Origin of the sequence: Parasphingorhabdus sp., assembly GCF_048267785.1 — a bacterium.
Classification (GTDB): domain Bacteria; phylum Pseudomonadota; class Alphaproteobacteria; order Sphingomonadales; family Sphingomonadaceae; genus Parasphingorhabdus.
The window spans coordinates 159,202-175,612 of sequence record NZ_JBLWWU010000005.1; the positions used below are offsets into that span (position 1 = coordinate 159,202).

Below are 16,411 nucleotides of genomic sequence, written 5' to 3' on the forward strand. Positions count from 1 at the left end.
AACGGCGTCTTACAGAAGCGGCCGGCCACACCATCCGAAGATGATTTCTATGACCTTCCACAACCGCGGCATCCATATCAGGATGCCCCGAAGCACCATTCCCAGAAATTTTGACCACTTAGGCTTTTTCTCTGGTGGTGGATGCTCCTTCAGACGCCGCTCCGGCAGGTTGGTAATTTGCTCCGAATTTTTCATCGAAACCTCCTTCTAAAAGACGCCATCGGCGGGATTGCCAAAGGCGCGTCTTCTCTTTCAAAAGGAAACGGATGCCGGTAATTTCACTCGCATACACAGGACCACAATGGTCTTCGTTGTGGTCCTGGCTCGCCCCGCTTTTCGTCATCATATCCGAAGATGAGCTTGAGCGGGTCAAAGGTTAGAAGCTTTCATGCTTCCTCGGGTGAGACGTTTTAACTCTCCTCCAAATTGTAAAGACTTATTCGCGTCACTCACCATGAGTGCCAACCGATAACGAATATAGAATCGATTCGTCAGAGAGTCAACATAATGTCACTTATAGTGAACATTATGGTAGCCTATCGAGATGCCTGAGCATCATTAACTGAGCATCATTAACAGTGTAAGCACCCTAATCCCCAGCTTCACCTCTCACCAACCCCCGCCCACTATTCCCCACCAGAAACCCGCCAGCCAAATCCTCCGCCCTCAAGCCCGCCTCGACCGCCTGCCCGCTCTCCGACAGCTCCTGTTAATTGTCCCTATGTCAAAATCAGGCAATGTTAACGCCCGGCTTGCTGCTGGATCTGGAGATTCCGGGACGTCAGAATACCATCAACTGCCGCGGAAACAGGAACGGAAATTACAGATGATGACAGAAAACTTTAACGACGCCGAACGACGGCAAGTCCCCGGCACCCGAAATCTGCACCGGCTGATTCTCGCGATGGTGGCTGGAGTGTCCCTGACGGGAAATGCGGGGGAAAATTCAACGCAAACAGACCGTGCGCATGTTGAACACAGGGCGTATGCCAGTGCCCAAATGCAACCGGGTCAAATTTCAGAGGCAGAACGTCGCGCTTTGTTGAGACTCAAAAGAGCGCTCCGGGAGCAAGATGACAGAACCCTGTCAGAGCGTTGCGTGGATCAGGAAGTTGCACGCATTGATCGGCCACCCAGCGATCTCGAATGGCGGACGATCGATCTCAAATGCCGCGAGGTCGGTGGACCTTCGGTTGTACCGGATTAACAGTGACAGCGCACTAATTCGCCGTTTCCGCTGACACCAACCCCCGAACACTATTCCCAACAAAAAACCCGCCCGCCAGATCCTCCGCGCGCAGGTCCGCCTCGACCGCCTGCCCGCTCTCGATCAATTCCGCCCGCAGCACGCCCGGCAACACGCCCCTCGCCAAAGGCGGCGTCAGCAACACCCGGTCGCGCTCGACAAAGATATTACAGATCGCGCCTTCGGTGACGAAACCATCGCCATCGACAAACACCGGATGCACGCCCTCGCCCAACCCCTCAACCTGATAGACCCGCCGGTCGCTGGTCTTGTGGTGGAGGCGGAAATCCGCCTTGTCGGCCTGCATCGGCACCAGCTGGCATTGTACGGGCCCGTCTTGCGGGGCGGGCATCGGCTTTAGCTCGATCGCCAGCGCGCCGGACTGGCCGAGGTGCAGCCGGACCATCGCCGGGGCTTCCTGATGAAAGGTGATCGCCTGGATCGCGTTGCGCGCGGCGTGGCGGTCGAATTCGAATTGCAGGGTGCTGGCGCTGGTCTTCATCCGCTCGAGATGCGCTTCCAGCCGGGCGATGCCGCTGGCGGGATCAAAGGCCATGGTCTCGATCAGATCGACCTTATGGCCGCCTTCCGCATTGGCATCCACTTTCGCAAATCTCCCCTTGGCGAGGCATTCCCGCCATTCGTCTTCCCCGTCCGAGTCCGCCACTATGCCAGAGCCGAGGCCGATGGAAAGCGTTTCTTTGCCCTCTTGCAGGAAGAAGGTGCGGATCGCGACATTGAAGGCGGCGTCGGAGCGGCCCTTTTCGTCGGGCGCGTCGATCCGGCCGATCGAGCCGCAATAGATGCCGCGCGGGGCGTGGTCGGCGGGGGAGCCTCCGGGCGCGCTTTCCAGCTCGTCGATAATCTCCATCGCGCGGATTTTCGGGGCGCCGGTGATCGAGCCGCAGGGGAAAATCTGCCGGATCACGTCGACCGCGTCGAGCCCGTCCTGCAGCTGCGCGGTGACGGTCGAGGTCATCTGGTGGATGGTCGGATAGCTTTCTATATGGAAGAGCTGTGGCACCTTGACGCTGCCGCGCTCTGCGACCCGCGACAGGTCGTTGCGCAGCAGGTCGACGATCATCAGATTTTCCGCGCGCTGCTTGGGATCGCTTTGCAGATGGTCCTGCACGGCCGCGTCGGCTTGCGGATCGGCAACCCGCGCGGCGGTGCCCTTCATCGGCTTGGCGGTGATCCGGCCGTCCTTCAGCGCGAAGAACAGTTCCGGCGAGAAGGAGAGCATCCAGTTGCTCCCGTCAAAGACCACGCCGCCATAGCCGGCCTGCGCGCGGCTGCGAATTGCGGCATAAAGCGCCAGCGGATGTCCGGAAAAGTCCATTTCCGCGCGAAAAGTGAGATTGGCCTGATAGATATCGCCACCATTGATATAATTTTGTACCTTTTCGAACGCGGTGTCATAAGCGGCGCGCGATATCGAAGGCTTCAGCCGTCCGAGCCACGCCCCGTTGCGGTCGGGCAAGGCTTTGGCGACGGCGTCCGGATTTAACTCCTTGTAATCCTTAAATATTCCAAACCATGCCAGCGGGGCGGGCAGATCCGCCCGCATTTTGCCCCGCAACCGCGCCTCCAGCCCCAGTCCCACCTCATAGGACAGATAGCCCGCAACATGCTGCCCCGCCAATCGCGCCCGCGACAGGGACTCAAAACATGCTTCCAATTCTTCCAATGTGGCAGCCCGGATGATCTCCACCGGATCGCGGTAAAGCCGCGCTGGCGCTGCATCACAGGCCCGCACATCGTCGAGCAAAACAAAGGGAGATTTTCCACCGAACATCGCCCACCTCTAATTGCTTTTGTACCTATTCGTCCATAAGATTGGCGAAAGAAAACAGGAGTGTTCTGGATGCGGTTGGCACGGGATTGGCAGATTATTGTAGCATCGTTGTTGATTGGCGGCCCCGCGCTGGCGGCGGCAGAGGATGTGGCACCGCAGCCGACCGCTCTGATGTCCGACCAGATCCCCGCCATTCCGCGGGCGATCGTCGACCAGACCGGCCCCTATATGGAATATCGCACCGCCAGCTTTGTCGACTGGGACCCGAAGAGCCGGGCGATGCTGATTTCCACCCGCTTCGCCGAAACCCGCCAGCTGCACCGCGTTGCCGCCCCGATGGCGCAGCGCGAGCAGCTGACCTTCGCCAGCGAACCCGTCAGCAGCGCCCGCTATGCGCCCGACGGCTCGGCGCTCTTGTTCCAGAAAGACAGCGGCGGCAACGAGATCCACCAGATTTACGCGCTGCAAAACGGCCAGCCGAAACTGCTCACCGACGGCGAGAGCCGCAACAGCCTTGGTCCCTGGTCGAGTAGCGGCAAGCTGGTTGCCTTTGGCTCGAACAAACGCACCGGCCTCTACAATGATATTTATCTGATGAATCCGGCCAATCCCGAAGGCGCCCGCATGCTGATCGCCTCCACGGGTGGTGGCTGGTTTCCTATCGATTTCTCTCCCGATGACAAGCAGTTGCTGGTGTTCAACTATGTCTCGGTCACCGACAATCAACTCTATCTGATCGACATCGCACAGGGCAGCCTGCGCAAATTGACCAACAGCAACGTGCCGGTTTCGTACGAAGGCCTGCAATTCGCCCCGGACGGCCGCCTCTGGGCCGCTTCGGATGACGGCAGCGATGTCAAACGGCTCGGTATCGTCAATCTCGAAACCTCGCTGTTTGAACCGTTGGTCGACGAAAAGATCTGGGATATTACCAGCTTTGATATCAGCCCTGATGGCCGCTGGATCGCCTTTGAAGTCAATCAGGCGGGGCGTTCGCTGCTCAAATTCTACGATACGCAAAACGGAGATATCCGGGTCGCCGATGCCTTGCCGGCCGGGGTGATCAGTGGTGTCAAATTCGCGCCCTGGGGCGAGCTCGGCCTGACCCTGAACAGCAACCGCACCGGCATCGATGCCTATAGCGTCAATCCGGAGACGCTGGCGGTCACCCGCTGGACCAGAAGCGAGACCGGCGGGCTGGATGCTGCCGATAATGTCGCACCGGAACTGGTCGAGATCGAAAGTTTTGACGGCGAGAAAATGTCCGGCTTTCTCTATCGCCCCGATCCCGCGCGGCACAAGGGCAAACGCCCTCTGATCATCAACATCCACGGCGGGCCGGAGGGTCAGGCCACAGCCCGCTTTCTCGGACGGGATAATTATCTGATCAACGAACTGGGTATCGCGATATTCTATCCCAATGTCCGCGGATCGACGGGCTTTGGCAAAAGATTTGTATCGCTCGACAATGGCCCTTGGCGGCGGGAGGATAGCGTGCTCGATATCGGCGCGTTCCTCGACCATTTGCGCAAGGACCGGCATATCGACCGCAAGCGCATCGCTGTGACCGGCGGCAGCTATGGCGGTTACATGACGCTGGCCGCAATGCTGCATTATGGCAAGAGACTGAAAGCCGGGCTGGAAATTGTTGGCATCTCCAATTTCGTCACCTTTCTGGAAAACACCCAGGCCTATCGCCGTGATCTGCGGCGGGTGGAATATGGCGACGAGCGCATTCCCGAACAGCGCGCGAAACTCGAGGAAATCAGCCCCCTGCTCCGCGCCAGCGAAATCGATATTCCGCTGATGGTGGTGACGGGCGCCAATGATCCGCGCGTCCCGGCCAGCGAAGCCGACCAGATCGTCGCCGCGGTGCGCGCCAATGGCGGTCCAGCTTGGCATTTGCTGGCCGAGAATGAAGGCCATGGTTTCCGCAAGAAGGCCAATGCCGATTATCAATTCTGGGCGAGCCTGATGTTCTGGCAGAAGTACTTGCTGGAGGAGAAATAGGGAGGTTGGTGCGCACCGATCGTCCCACCGATCATGATATCGAAACCGGTCTTGAAAATCCTGTTGCTCTACGCCGCTCTGCTGGCTGCCGCCGCCTTTGCGCTGGAGTGGTTGCAATATCAATATTTCAGCAAGGCCTATTCGGTCGAAATCTATGTCGTACTGATCGCTCTCGCCTTTGCCTCGCTCGGCGTCTGGGTGGGGCATAAGCTGACGGCGCGAAAGCCGGACGGGCCGTTTGAGCGGAACAGCGCCGCGCTAAAATCGCTGGGCATATCCGGGCGGGAACTGGAAGTTCTCGAAGCATTGGCGGATGGTCAATCCAACAAGGAGATCGCGCGGTCGCTCGATATTTCTCCCAATACTGTCAAAACCCATATCGCGAAACTCTACGCAAAACTGCAGGTCAACGGCCGTGTCCAGGCGATCGAGGAAGCGCGGCCCCTGCATCTGATCCCCTGATATATCGGGGTGATATCGCCCAAATCACCCATCAGGGTGATTTCCAATAGCGCGCGCAGGTGCCATAACCGCCCCATAAGCGGAGGAAAGATTATGCAGAAAATCGCCTTAACCTACGGAGTGCTGTCCGGGACTATCACCATTGTCACGTTGATCCTGGGTCTGGTTGTCAGCGATGGCGGTAGTTTCCTGTCGTCAGAACTATTCGGCTATCTGACGATGCTGGTCGCGCTGTCGATGATATTCATCGGCATCAAGCGCTATCGCGATCAGGAACTGGGCGGGGTGATCCGCTTTCTGCCCGCCTTTGCCATGGGACTCGCCATCGCGGTGATCGCCGGGCTCATATACACGGTCGTCTGGGAGCTATATTCGATGAGCAACGGTTACGCCTTTATCGACAGCTATGTGAACAGCGCGATCGAGGCCAAAAAGGGAGCGGGTCTGACCGGGGAAAAACTGGCGCAGGAAATTGCGACCCTGGAAGAAATGCGATCCGATTACGGGAAAATCTATATCCGTATGCCGATGACTTTCATGGAGATATTTCCGGTAGGCCTGATCATCGCCATCCTGTCCGCAGCGGTTCTGCAAAACCCGAAAATCCTGCCGATCCGGCAATAGCGTAGCAATTGGGAGAATGAAAATGAGACTCGGAGCCTTTTCGATCAGCCTGTCAGTCAAGGACATCGCCGCTTCCAGAGCCTTTTACGAGAAACTTGGTTTTGCCAAATTTGGTGGCGACGAAGACCAGAAATGGCTGATCCTGAAAAATCGAGAAACAATGATCGGCCTGTTCGAGGGGATGTTTCCCGAGAACATGCTGACCTTCAACCCGGGATGGGATCAGGATGGACAAAATCTCGACGATTTCGACGATATCCGCGATATTCAGAAGTCATTGCTGACAGCGGGTGTGCAGCTCGACAGCAAGGCTGATGACGGGGAAGGTCCCGCCAGCATCATGCTCACCGATCCCGACGGCAATCCGATCCTGATCGACCAGCACCGCTAAGCCTATTTCCGTAAGTTGGGGTGATTGCCGATGCTCGCCCGGATCGCATCCAGCGCCGGTTTCCGCATCGCCGATTTCTGATAGGCATAGGCATGGCCCGGCAGTTTGGCGAGTTGCCCCGCAATCGCGGTCGCCTGACCGATTACCTTGTCCGGTTCGACCAGCATATCAAGATACCCGGCCTCGATCGCGCCCTTGGGTTCATAGATGAAAGCCTGAATCATCGCGCGGGTCTGGTGCAGCGGGCTGAGTCTGTCCCGCGCCAGTTCGACCGCAAATACCGGCAGCGTCATACCGGTAATCGATTCATTCGCACCCAGTTTAAAATCGCCGGCCGCGCCAATCCGCGTGTCGCAAGCCATCAGCAGAAACACGCCCATGGCAATGGCGTGGCCGTTGCAAGCTCCGACAACAGGCATTGGCCCGCCGTAGAGTCGGAGCACCAGCTCGGATGCCCGGTCGAGCAGTCGGACGGAATCTTCACGGGTAAAGCCCCCCATCATGCCAAGATCGAATCCGCCGGAAAAACGGCCCTCCCTACCGGTAAGGACGATCGCCTTGGCGTCCGCCTCGGCCTTGTCCAGTGCTTCGTTGAGCGCGATCATCAGATCGAAATTGACGGCATTGGCCTTGCCATCGTCCATCGTGATCAAGGCAACGTCATTCTGGATATCGACGGAAATGCTCATGATCTGTCCTTTTCAACGCGTCTTTTAATTGTTCAGTTAAGCCTATTGGCAGAATCTTTCACGTCAACGGAAAAATCAGCAGTGAAAGCCGTGGAAACCGTTGAGAAACCCGTCTAGTCAGACAATCCGTAACGGCACAGCGCTTAGCTAAACTGCCCTATTATTTTTGTCAGACGCGCCACATCCTCCCGATCATGATAGAGCGCGAAACCAATCCGCAGAACATCGCCGCGGACATCGGTAACAACATTCTGCGCAGCCAGCCTGTCATGGAGAGCGGATGCCGTTTCCCCGCGAAAGGCAAGAAAGCGCGCATGCTGCTGATCGCCAAGCGGATTGAGCAATTCAAAATCTGCCAGAGGATCATCCTCCAGAAACTGACCCTGCAGAGCCGCAACGTGTTCCGAAATCACAGCCGTCGTCAGCCCTTCCCTATCCAGCATATTCTGCACAGCATTAAATCGGTAAAGCCCGGAAGGAGCGAACGTACTGCCCAGAAACCGCCGCCCGTCCGGCGCATAGCCGATATCTCCGGGCGCCAGGGCGAGATCGTCAAATGCAGCATACCAGCCGGTGACAACCGGTCGCTTTGCAAAACCCGGCGGCGCGTGGAGGAAGCATGCCCCTTCCCCCGCCATCGCATATTTATAACCACCCGCGAGGTAAAATACCCGATCGGCGATTTGCGACAGATCGGTCTCTATAGCCTTGAAGCCATGATAGCCGTCAATCACCACCCAGGGCCCTTCGGGCCGGGCCAGCGCAGCCAGCTCGTCCAGCCGGGAAATGATGGTGCCGGAATTGAACAGGACATGGCTGGCAAATATCAGATCGAATGCACCGGTCCGGGCAGTCTCTAGCAAGCTATCCGGCGATGCCGTTTGCAGAACGACCTCCCCCGCCTCCACCCAGCGGGTCATTTGCCGGCGAAAGCTGTGAAACTCGCCATTGGTCGCCAGAACCCTGACCGGTCGCGCCGAAATGGCGGATAACAGACGCACGATAAAATCATGGGTGTTCGGGGCAAAGCAAAGCGTCGCGGGATCGGACAGGTTGAGCTCATGCGCGACATGTTGCTGCGCTTCGGACCAGACCGCCCCCATTATTCTGTCCCATTTGTGGTCGGCCAGCACCGCCGCATCCTGCCAAGCCGCCATATGGCCTTCATAACTGGCATCAGGCCAGAGATGATGGCTGTGCGCTGCGAAATGCAGGCGCTCCGGGTTCGCTGCAAGAGAGCGGGAAAACAGATGTTTCCAGCTCATAACTGGGTACGCAGCGACCATAGTTCCGGAAAGGCCCGCTTGCCCACCGTGCTCTGCAGGTAGGAAACGCCAGCAGTTCCGCCGGTTCCCATTTTTCCGCCGATGATCCGCTCGACCGTCAGCACATGCTTGTGACGCCACGTCGCCATCGCATCATCCAGATCGACCAGTTTCTCCGCCAGTTGATAGAGTTCCCAATATTTCTCGGGATTGCGGTAGACTTGCAGAAAGGCCGCCTCGACCTGTTCCGATGGCTGATGGGAAACGGCAAAATCACGGTCAAGCAGGTCCGGTGCAATATCGAAACCGGCCCGAGCCAGCGCCGCTATCGCATCATCCCATATGCTCGGCTGATCCAGTGCGGTCTGCATCGCCGCCTGTGCTTCCGGACGATCTGCCTGATATTTCAGAAAGCCCTTATCCTTGAGCCCAAGCATATGTTCCACGGTCCGGAACTGGTCGGACTGGAAGCCGGAACTGGGCCCAAGCACGTGACGGAACCGCGTATAATCGCTCGGCGTCATCGTCGACAGCACATCCCAACTGAGTGTCATCACCGCCTGTATGCGGCTGATCCTCGCCAGCGCTTTATAAGCGGGCACCAGCGCGTCGTTTCTGATCTGCTGCTTGGCAAAGCGCATCTCGCGAATAATCTGCTTGAGCCAGAGTTCTTTGGTCTGGTGAATGATGATGAACAACATCTCATCATCCAGATCCGATCGGGGGTGCTGGGCATCAAGCAATGTGTCGAGCGCCAGATAGCGCGCATAAGTCATCGGGGGTTTATCGGTCATGCGCAATGGTAACGCCGCGGCGTCCGATTGGGAAGAGAGCCGATGTCAATGTCCGACGAAATCTAGGGCAATTGTCCCATGCCGCCCGAAGGCCAGGATATCTCCATATTCAGATAACCGCTGACGGGGATCCGATCTCTGGAGCCGAGCCAGAATTGAGCTAACTATTTAAGAAATTAAAAAAATTATAATTTTAGCCTTCATTCTGACGAATCCATCGAAGATATCATCAAATCAAAAAAGTAAGTCGGTTCGATTCCTAGAAGTCGAAATCCAAGCTGTAAATCGCGATTCGCGAATCGATCTCCAGGATCTTCGAAGCTAGGCTGCCTTGCCTATCATACAGCAGGCATAGTGATCGATCGATGGCTGCCGCTTGCCGACCTTTTCTCTTTTAATCAGTAGGTCGCTGGTTCGAACCCAGCAGGGCTCACCATTATTTCAATGTGTTACGGCCTTCCTCCGTTCTAAAAATCGAATTAGAACGGTTTTTAGAACGGTGAATTTCAATCCATTAATCAGCTTGGTAGAGAAATATTGATCAATATGACTCATGAGGCCGCAATCTGCTTGGGTTCCGTGCATGCATTTCGACCACGCCACCGCCTCCAACTCATCAGCTTTGACTTCTGACGCGACAAATAAGCCACCTGAAGGACAGCTTATGGGCCGTTTGCGGACAGTCTGCTATAAATATTTTAAGCAGAGAAAGCGGACTCTTTAATCGGGGCAATCGACATAACCTCTCACAGCCCAACAGCGGAGATTCCGGTGTCTGAAAAACAGAGCGCCATTTATTGGCCGGGCAAGTCGATAAGCAACTTATCCAGCGTCGCCGGATAATCGCGAATGCGGATGCCTGTTGCATTATATATCGCATTGGTGACCGCAGCGGCGGCACCGCATATACCCAGTTCGCCAATCCCCTTGGCCTGAATAGGGCTGGCCGATTCGTCTCGTTCTTCAAGCAGGACAACCTCGATTTGCGGGACGTCCAGATTGACCGGGATGTGATATTCCGCCAGATCGTGGTTGACGATATGTCCGTCTCGATCATCGAAAACCAGCTCTTCGGTCAGAGCGCTGCCGATCCCCCAGATCATGCCGCCATAGCATTGCGAAGTCGCGGTCTTCTCGTTCAAAATCCGCCCTGCACCGAACACCCCGAGCATCCGCTTCACTCGTGTTTCACCGGTCACGGCATTGACTGCGACTTCGGCAAAATAGGAACCATAAGTGGCCTGCTGCATCTCTTCCAGCGTCTGGCCCGGTTCGATATGGCCGATTGCAGAGATTTTTTGTCCGTCCAAAATGTCCGGATAGGATCGCAAAGCATCTCCGGTGCCGGCCGCGCCATTTTCAAGCGTCAGTTCAGCCTCGTCGCTGCCCAGCTTTTCAGCCAGTTTTTTGCGGATTTCTTCGCAAGCCAGAAACACAGCCGAACCCGCAGAAGACGCTCCCCACGATCCGCCCGAGCCCGGCCCGGCGGGAAAATCGGTATCACCCAGTTTTGTGTCGACCTTGTTTGCCGGCAAACCCAGCATGTCCCCGGCAATTTGCGTCAATATCGCATAGGTTCCGGTGCCGATGTCGGTCATGTCGGTTTCGACCACGGCGGTGCCGTCGGCACGCAATATCACCCTGGCTTTCGCTTCCGAGAGGATGTTGACCCTCGCTGCGCCGGCCATCCCGTGACCTATCAGCCAGTCGCCCTCGCGCAAAGCGCCCGGCTTCCTGTTCCGCTTATGCCATTCAAACAATTTCGCGCCTTCGTCGAGTGCCTCGATGAACCGACGGGACGAATAAGGAATGTCCTGCTCCGGATGGCGGTCAGGGACATTGCGCCGTCTCAGCTCAACCGGATCAATGCCCGCTGCTTCCGCAAGCTCATCCATCGCATTTTCCAATACCTGCATGCCGACCGCCTCGCCGGGCGCCCGTACCGAGCCACCACAGGTGCGGTTGATCCGGGCGACTTCGATGCCGAGCTTCCGGTTCGTGCCGCCATACATGAAATGGGTGGCCTGGGTCACCGGCTCGTAAAATTCCTCCTCCGGCAGGTTTGACACCAGACACTCGTGACCAAGACCTGTCAGAACTCCGTCTTCATTACAGGCCAGCCGGACATGCTGACGGGTTTCCGACCTGCGCATCGTGGTTTCGAAAACCTGCGGCCGCGACAAGGTGACGCAGACCGGTTGGCCGATTTCCGTTGCAGCGAGCGCGGCGGCAACGGCTTCTGGCGAAATCCCCAGTTTGGAACCAAAGCCGCCGCCAACGAAGGGCGACAACATACGGATATTCTCCGGCACGATGTGCAGCGCATCGGCCAGTTCGTTGATATTGAAATTGAGCATCTGATAGCTGCCGCGGAGGGTCAGCTTGTCGCCTTCCCAACTCGCGATGGCGCAATGCGGCTCCATCGCAGCACTGTTATGGCCCGGCGTGCGATAGACCTGATCCACGGTGAAGGCGGCATCCGCCATGGCCTTGTCGAGATTGCCCTGATCAAGCTGGTCATCTTCCGGTTTGTCTTTGGGGGTGTCGTCGGCCTCCGGGTCGAATGGAGCATTGCCCATCGCCTCATAGCTGATCTTCAAAATATGGGCGGCATGGCGAGCCTGCTCGAATGTATCGGCCACAACCAGCGCGATCGGTTGACCGAAATAGTCGACTTGTTTGGATCCTTGCGGCGGCGCTTCGTTGGCCCCCCCCTGCGCTGGTCGTCTCAGCAAACGGTCATCCGTAATGACTGCGCGCACACCATTTTTGCCGATTATTTCGGCGCTCGCGACCTCGGTCACCCGGCCCTTGGCAATCGTCGCGCGGACCAGCACACCGTGGATCATGTCCGCCAAGTCCCATTCGTGCGCATAGGTCGCTTGCCCGGAAACCTTGAGCGGCCCGTCCGGGCGATCCATCGGCGACCCGACCAGACCCTGAACCATATCGTCGAGCCGGTTCCGCGTGTCGGCCTTGTCCATTTTGTGATGTGCGGTCATGCGGCTGCTCCTGTTACGGTGGCTTCTTGCAAGACGGAGATCAGTAAGCGCCGGGTCAATGGAATTTTAAAATCGTTGCTGCCATGCCCCTCGGCCTCGGCGAGCAATTGATCGGCAGCCCTGCCGAATAATTCTACGGACGGCTTTTCACCGATCAAAAGTTCTTCCACGGCTTCATCACGCCATGGCTTGTGCGCCAGTCCGCCGAATGCCAACGCGACAGAATCAATGGCCTCGCCTTGCATCTTCACCACTGCAGCGACTGAGCAAAGCGCAAAGGCATAGGATGCCCGGTCGCGGACTTTCCGGTAAATCTGCTTTCCCTCAGGTGGGCCCGGCAGGACCACGGCGGTGATCAAATCGCCCGCCTCAAGGATATTATCTCTCTCAGGATTGTCGCCGGGCAAGCGGTGAAAATCCTGAACCGAGACCTGCCTGATCTCGCCGTCAACATTTTCGATCTCCACTTGCGCATCCAGCGCCGTCATCGCAACCGCCATATCTCCGGGATAGGTGGCGATACAGGCCTCGCTCGTGCCGAGGATCGCGTGAATGCGGTTAAAGCCTGCCAGTGCCTGACAGCCAGAACCCGGTTCGCGCTTGTTGCACGGCATGGCGGTATCGTAAAAATAATAGCAGCGGGTCCGCTGGCACAAATTACCACCGGTGGTCGCCTTATTGCGCAGCTGCCCGCTCGCCCCCGCCAGTATCGCACGCGTCAGAACTGGATAATCGCGCCGGACACGCTGATCGGCGGCGCAATCGCTGTTTGTTACCAGCGCGCCGATACGCAAACCGCCGTCGTCGGTCTCGGTGATTTCGGAAAGGTCGAGCCGGTTGATATCGACCAGCTTGGCGGGCGTCATCACCTCGAGCTTCATCAGATCGAGTAAATTGGTTCCGCCAGCTATGAAGGTCGCATCGTTCGCCACTTCCGCTGTAGCATTGGCACGGTCGGTAGCTCTTGAATATGCGAACGGCTTCATGACTTTTCTCCGGCAACCTGACGGATCGCATTAACGATATTGGGATAGGCAGCGCAGCGACATAAATTCCCGCTCATCCGCTCTGAAATTTCTTCATTGCTTAGCGCCTTTGGACCCTCGAGATCGCCGGAGACAAAACTCGGCCATCCCGCTTTGGCTTCCTCGAGCATAGCCGTGGCCGAACAAATCTGGCCGGGCGTACAATATCCGCATTGGAAGCCGTCGTGAGCAACAAAGGCCGATTGCAGTCCTGACAAATTGCCCGGTTCGCCAAGTCCTTCAATGGTCGTGATTTCGTCACCGTCATGCATACAGACTAACGTTAGGCAGCTGTTTATCCGGCGCCCCTCCACGATCACAGTACACGCACCGCACTGCCCATGATCACAGCCCTTCTTCGTTCCGGACAGTCCCAGATGATTGCGCAGTGCATCGAGCAAAGTGACTCTGCTGTCGGCCTTCAGCTTGCGGCTTTTTCCGTTTACGATCAATTCTGTGTTTTCCATTTTGACGGTCTCCTTCGGATATATGCGATATCAGAGCGCCCGATCAGGTGGCGGAGCCCATCGTGGATGCTTGGCGAGCTATCCAGAGTCGCAGTGTGCGTCATCATTTTACGCACTATCGCCGCGATGGTTCCGCAGGTTTGAAATTGCATCGCAACAAATGTTTTATGATGTCCGTCCCCCCCTGATCGGAGCGTAAAAGAGAAGGTCATATAGCTGAGAAAAAATTTTCGAAGGGCGGCACTCAAAATCGCGCGCGCTCATATCGGTTGGAAAAAATTCTATCCGACACCGTAATTTTTTTGGGAACGGAAATCCACAAGCGTGGTTGCTTCCTTGCACCGCGATGATCCGCGACCATTCTGAGGAGTGATTAAATGACGAAACGCAAATCCCCATCAAAATCGAAACGGCAATCTGGTTCAAGCAGCCCGGCGCTGGATAATATGCTCCATGAAATCCAGCCCGGCAGTGGTCGTGTCGACCACGCAGAAGAACAGAGGGATGCTGGCGGTGAAACCCATCAGCAGATCAAGCCGGATGCCGATCACAGTGATGGCACGGCCCATCTGACCGACAATTTCGGGCATCGCATTTCCGACAACCAGAATAGTTTCAAAGCCGGCGCGCGAGGCCCCAGCCTTCTTGAGGATTTCGTGCTTCGCGAGAAAATATTCCATTTTGACCATGAACGCATCCCCGAACGTATCGTGCATGCGCGCGGCTCCGGAGCGCATGGTGTATTTGAGGTGACAGAAGCAATCCCCGAGCTGACCAAGGCTGAACTATTCCAGAAGAAAGGCAATACTTGCCCGCTGTTCGTGCGCTTTTCGACCGTTGCTGGCTCCAAGGGGTCAAAAGACACGCCGCGAGACGTTCGGGGCTTTGCAGTGAAATTCTACACCGAAGCCGGAAATTGGGATCTGGTCGGCAACAACATGGCGCCATTCTTCATTCAGGATGCGATCAAGTTTCCCGATCTTATCCACTCGGTGAAACCTGAAGCCGACCGGGGATATCCGCAAGCCGCCTCTGCCCATGATACATTCTGGGATTTTATCAGCCTGATGCCGGAAAGCATGCACATGATAATGTGGGCCATGTCCGACCGTGCACTGCCAAGAAGCTTGCGGATGATGGAGGGCTTCGGCGTTCACACCTTCCGTTTTGTCAACGCAGAGGGAAAGGGAACATTCGTCAAGTTCCACTGGAAACCAAAGCTTGGCATGCAATCCACGACGTGGGACGAGGCCGTCAAGATTTCCGGCGCCGACCCCGATTATCACCGCCGTGATCTGCACGACGCAATCGATGCGGGCGATTTCCCGGAATGGGAACTGGGTATCCAGACGTTTGACGAGCAATGGGCGGCCAAGCAGCCCTATGATGTGCTCGACGCCACCAAGCTGATACCGGAAGAAGAAATTCCCGTTCGCGTCATCGGCAAGATGACCCTGAACCGGAATCCTGACAATTTCTTTGCCGAAACCGAACAGGCAGCCTTTCTGCCGACAAATGTCGTTCCGGGAATTGACTTCTCGAATGATCCGCTGCTGCAAGGCCGTTTGTTCAGCTATCTCGATACGCAAAAGTCGCGTCTTGGCACAACCAACTTCCACCAGATTCCGATCAATGCACCAAAATGCCCGATGCACAATTTCCAGCGTGACGGGCTGATGCAGACGATGGTCCCCACAGGCCGCGCCAATTACGAACCGAATAGTCTGTTCGAAGCAGGCGAGGACGGCGGGCCTCGTGAATGCCCGGAAACCGGCTTCAGCTCGTTCAGAGAGAATGCGGAACGGAATGACCCGACCGAGAAAGTACGTGCCCGCGGAGAGCTGTTCGCCGACCATTTCAGTCAGGCGCGCATGTTCTATCTCTCCCAGACCGAAAACGAACAGGCGCATATCGCTTCCGCCATCGTCTTTGAACTGTCGAAAGTGACTCTGCCCCATATTCGGGAGCGGGTGATCGCCCAACTGAGGAATATTGATGTGGACCTCGCCAAACGGATCGCCGACGGGTTGGCAATTGATCTGCCAAAAGCGGCCAAACCAGCACGCAAACCGGTAGACCTCGACCTGTCAGACGCCCTCTCCATCCAGAAGAACGCCAAGAATATCCTCCAAGGTCGCCAGGTTGGTATCCTGTTCGCCGAGGGTTCGGACAAGAAGACCATCGACGGGCTGAAAAAGAAGATCGAGGCCCAGGGCGGCACAGCAATGTTGATCGCGCCAAAGATCGGTGGGATCAAGGTTGACGGCGGCACGCTTGAAGCGGACGGCCAGCTGGCCGGAACGCCGTCGGTGCTGCTCGATGCCGTTGCTCTTGTTCTGAGCAAGGACGCGGCCGAAAATCTGACCACGGACAGCGCTGCGGTCGACTTTGTTTGCGACGCATGGGCGCATCTGAAGGCCATTGGACATGATGAAGGCGCCAAGCGGCTCCTCGACCATTGCCATGTCCCTGCAGATGCTGACGGCGTCACGGATACAGGCGCTTCCTTCGTCGACAATGCCGCATTGCGTTTCTTCGATCGTGAGCCGGATGTTCGCGACCTCGCGTAACCGGTGAGGGCAGACTGATCATGCTAGCCGGATGACCGGCTCGCGGCCGTCGCCAACTGCGGTTGACGTCC

The 16,411-nt window shown here is 56.9% G+C and carries 14 protein-coding genes; 6 read left to right on the plus strand and 8 right to left on the minus strand.

Annotated features, from left to right (window positions below; translation table 11 throughout):
• Positions 1-9 precede the first annotated feature (9 nt).
• Positions 10-195, minus strand: coding sequence for a hypothetical protein (locus ACN0VD_RS06080; RefSeq protein WP_417592660.1), 186 nt, complete (start codon positions 193-195; stop codon positions 10-12).
• Between the two features lie 631 nt (positions 196-826).
• Here ACN0VD_RS06080 and ACN0VD_RS06085 point away from each other — a divergent pair.
• Complete coding sequence (locus ACN0VD_RS06085) at positions 827-1,207, plus strand: hypothetical protein (RefSeq protein ID WP_417592662.1); 381 nt, start codon at positions 827-829, stop codon at positions 1,205-1,207.
• A gap of 13 nt (positions 1,208-1,220) precedes the next feature.
• Here the strand turns inward: ACN0VD_RS06085 and pabB are convergent, their stop codons facing one another.
• On the minus strand, positions 1,221-3,041 hold the full coding sequence (gene pabB, locus ACN0VD_RS06090; protein WP_417592664.1) for an aminodeoxychorismate synthase component I: 1,821 nt from the start codon (positions 3,039-3,041) through the stop codon (positions 1,221-1,223).
• Between the two features lie 69 nt (positions 3,042-3,110).
• On the opposite strand from pabB, the gene ACN0VD_RS06095 reads away from it, so the two are divergent.
• The 4 genes from ACN0VD_RS06095 to ACN0VD_RS06110 all read left to right on the plus strand — a co-directional run bounded on the left by ACN0VD_RS06095 (position 3,111) and on the right by ACN0VD_RS06110 (position 6,528).
• Complete coding sequence (locus ACN0VD_RS06095) at positions 3,111-5,051, plus strand: S9 family peptidase (protein WP_417592666.1); 1,941 nt, start codon at positions 3,111-3,113, stop codon at positions 5,049-5,051.
• Between the two features lie 51 nt (positions 5,052-5,102).
• The gene (locus ACN0VD_RS06100) at positions 5,103-5,513 is read left to right on the plus strand and encodes a helix-turn-helix domain-containing protein (protein ID WP_417592668.1); all 411 of its coding nucleotides are present in this window, start codon (positions 5,103-5,105) and stop codon (positions 5,511-5,513) included.
• A gap of 93 nt (positions 5,514-5,606) precedes the next feature.
• Positions 5,607-6,137 carry a DUF4199 domain-containing protein gene (locus ACN0VD_RS06105; RefSeq protein ID WP_417592670.1) on the plus strand — a complete coding sequence of 177 codons (531 nt, stop codon included), beginning with the start codon at positions 5,607-5,609 and terminating at the stop codon, positions 6,135-6,137.
• Between the two features lie 22 nt (positions 6,138-6,159).
• Positions 6,160-6,528 (plus strand): VOC family protein, encoded by a 369-nt coding sequence (locus ACN0VD_RS06110; RefSeq protein ID WP_417592672.1) that lies wholly within the window; start codon positions 6,160-6,162, stop codon positions 6,526-6,528.
• A gap of 2 nt (positions 6,529-6,530) precedes the next feature.
• Here the strand turns inward: ACN0VD_RS06110 and ACN0VD_RS06115 are convergent, their stop codons facing one another.
• The 6 genes from ACN0VD_RS06115 to ACN0VD_RS06140 all read right to left on the minus strand — a co-directional run bounded on the left by ACN0VD_RS06115 (position 6,531) and on the right by ACN0VD_RS06140 (position 13,770).
• Positions 6,531-7,217 carry a crotonase/enoyl-CoA hydratase family protein gene (locus tag ACN0VD_RS06115; protein ID WP_417592674.1) on the minus strand — a complete coding sequence of 229 codons (687 nt, stop codon included), beginning with the start codon at positions 7,215-7,217 and terminating at the stop codon, positions 6,531-6,533.
• Positions 7,218-7,360: 143 nt separating this feature from the next.
• Positions 7,361-8,482: a class V aminotransferase gene (locus ACN0VD_RS06120; RefSeq protein ID WP_417592676.1), complete on the minus strand. Its 1,122-nt coding sequence runs from the start codon at positions 8,480-8,482 to the stop codon at positions 7,361-7,363.
• Positions 8,479-9,276 (minus strand): tryptophan 2,3-dioxygenase, encoded by a 798-nt coding sequence (locus tag ACN0VD_RS06125; RefSeq protein ID WP_417592678.1) that lies wholly within the window; start codon positions 9,274-9,276, stop codon positions 8,479-8,481. The genes ACN0VD_RS06120 and ACN0VD_RS06125 overlap by 4 nt, the downstream gene beginning before the upstream one ends.
• Before the next feature lie 794 nt (positions 9,277-10,070).
• Positions 10,071-12,278: a xanthine dehydrogenase family protein molybdopterin-binding subunit gene (locus ACN0VD_RS06130; RefSeq protein ID WP_417592680.1), complete on the minus strand. Its 2,208-nt coding sequence runs from the start codon at positions 12,276-12,278 to the stop codon at positions 10,071-10,073.
• Positions 12,275-13,264, minus strand: a complete 990-nt coding sequence (locus ACN0VD_RS06135; RefSeq protein WP_417592682.1) for an FAD binding domain-containing protein — start codon at positions 13,262-13,264, stop codon at positions 12,275-12,277. Before ACN0VD_RS06135 ends, ACN0VD_RS06130 begins: the two co-directional genes overlap by 4 nt.
• Positions 13,261-13,770 (minus strand): 2Fe-2S iron-sulfur cluster-binding protein, encoded by a 510-nt coding sequence (locus ACN0VD_RS06140; protein WP_417592684.1) that lies wholly within the window; start codon positions 13,768-13,770, stop codon positions 13,261-13,263. The genes ACN0VD_RS06135 and ACN0VD_RS06140 overlap by 4 nt, the downstream gene beginning before the upstream one ends.
• Positions 13,771-14,147: 377 nt before the next feature.
• Here ACN0VD_RS06140 and ACN0VD_RS06145 point away from each other — a divergent pair, with 377 nt between their 5' ends.
• The gene (locus ACN0VD_RS06145) at positions 14,148-16,340 is read left to right on the plus strand and encodes a catalase (protein ID WP_417592686.1); all 2,193 of its coding nucleotides are present in this window, start codon (positions 14,148-14,150) and stop codon (positions 16,338-16,340) included.
• Positions 16,341-16,411 lie beyond the last annotated feature (71 nt).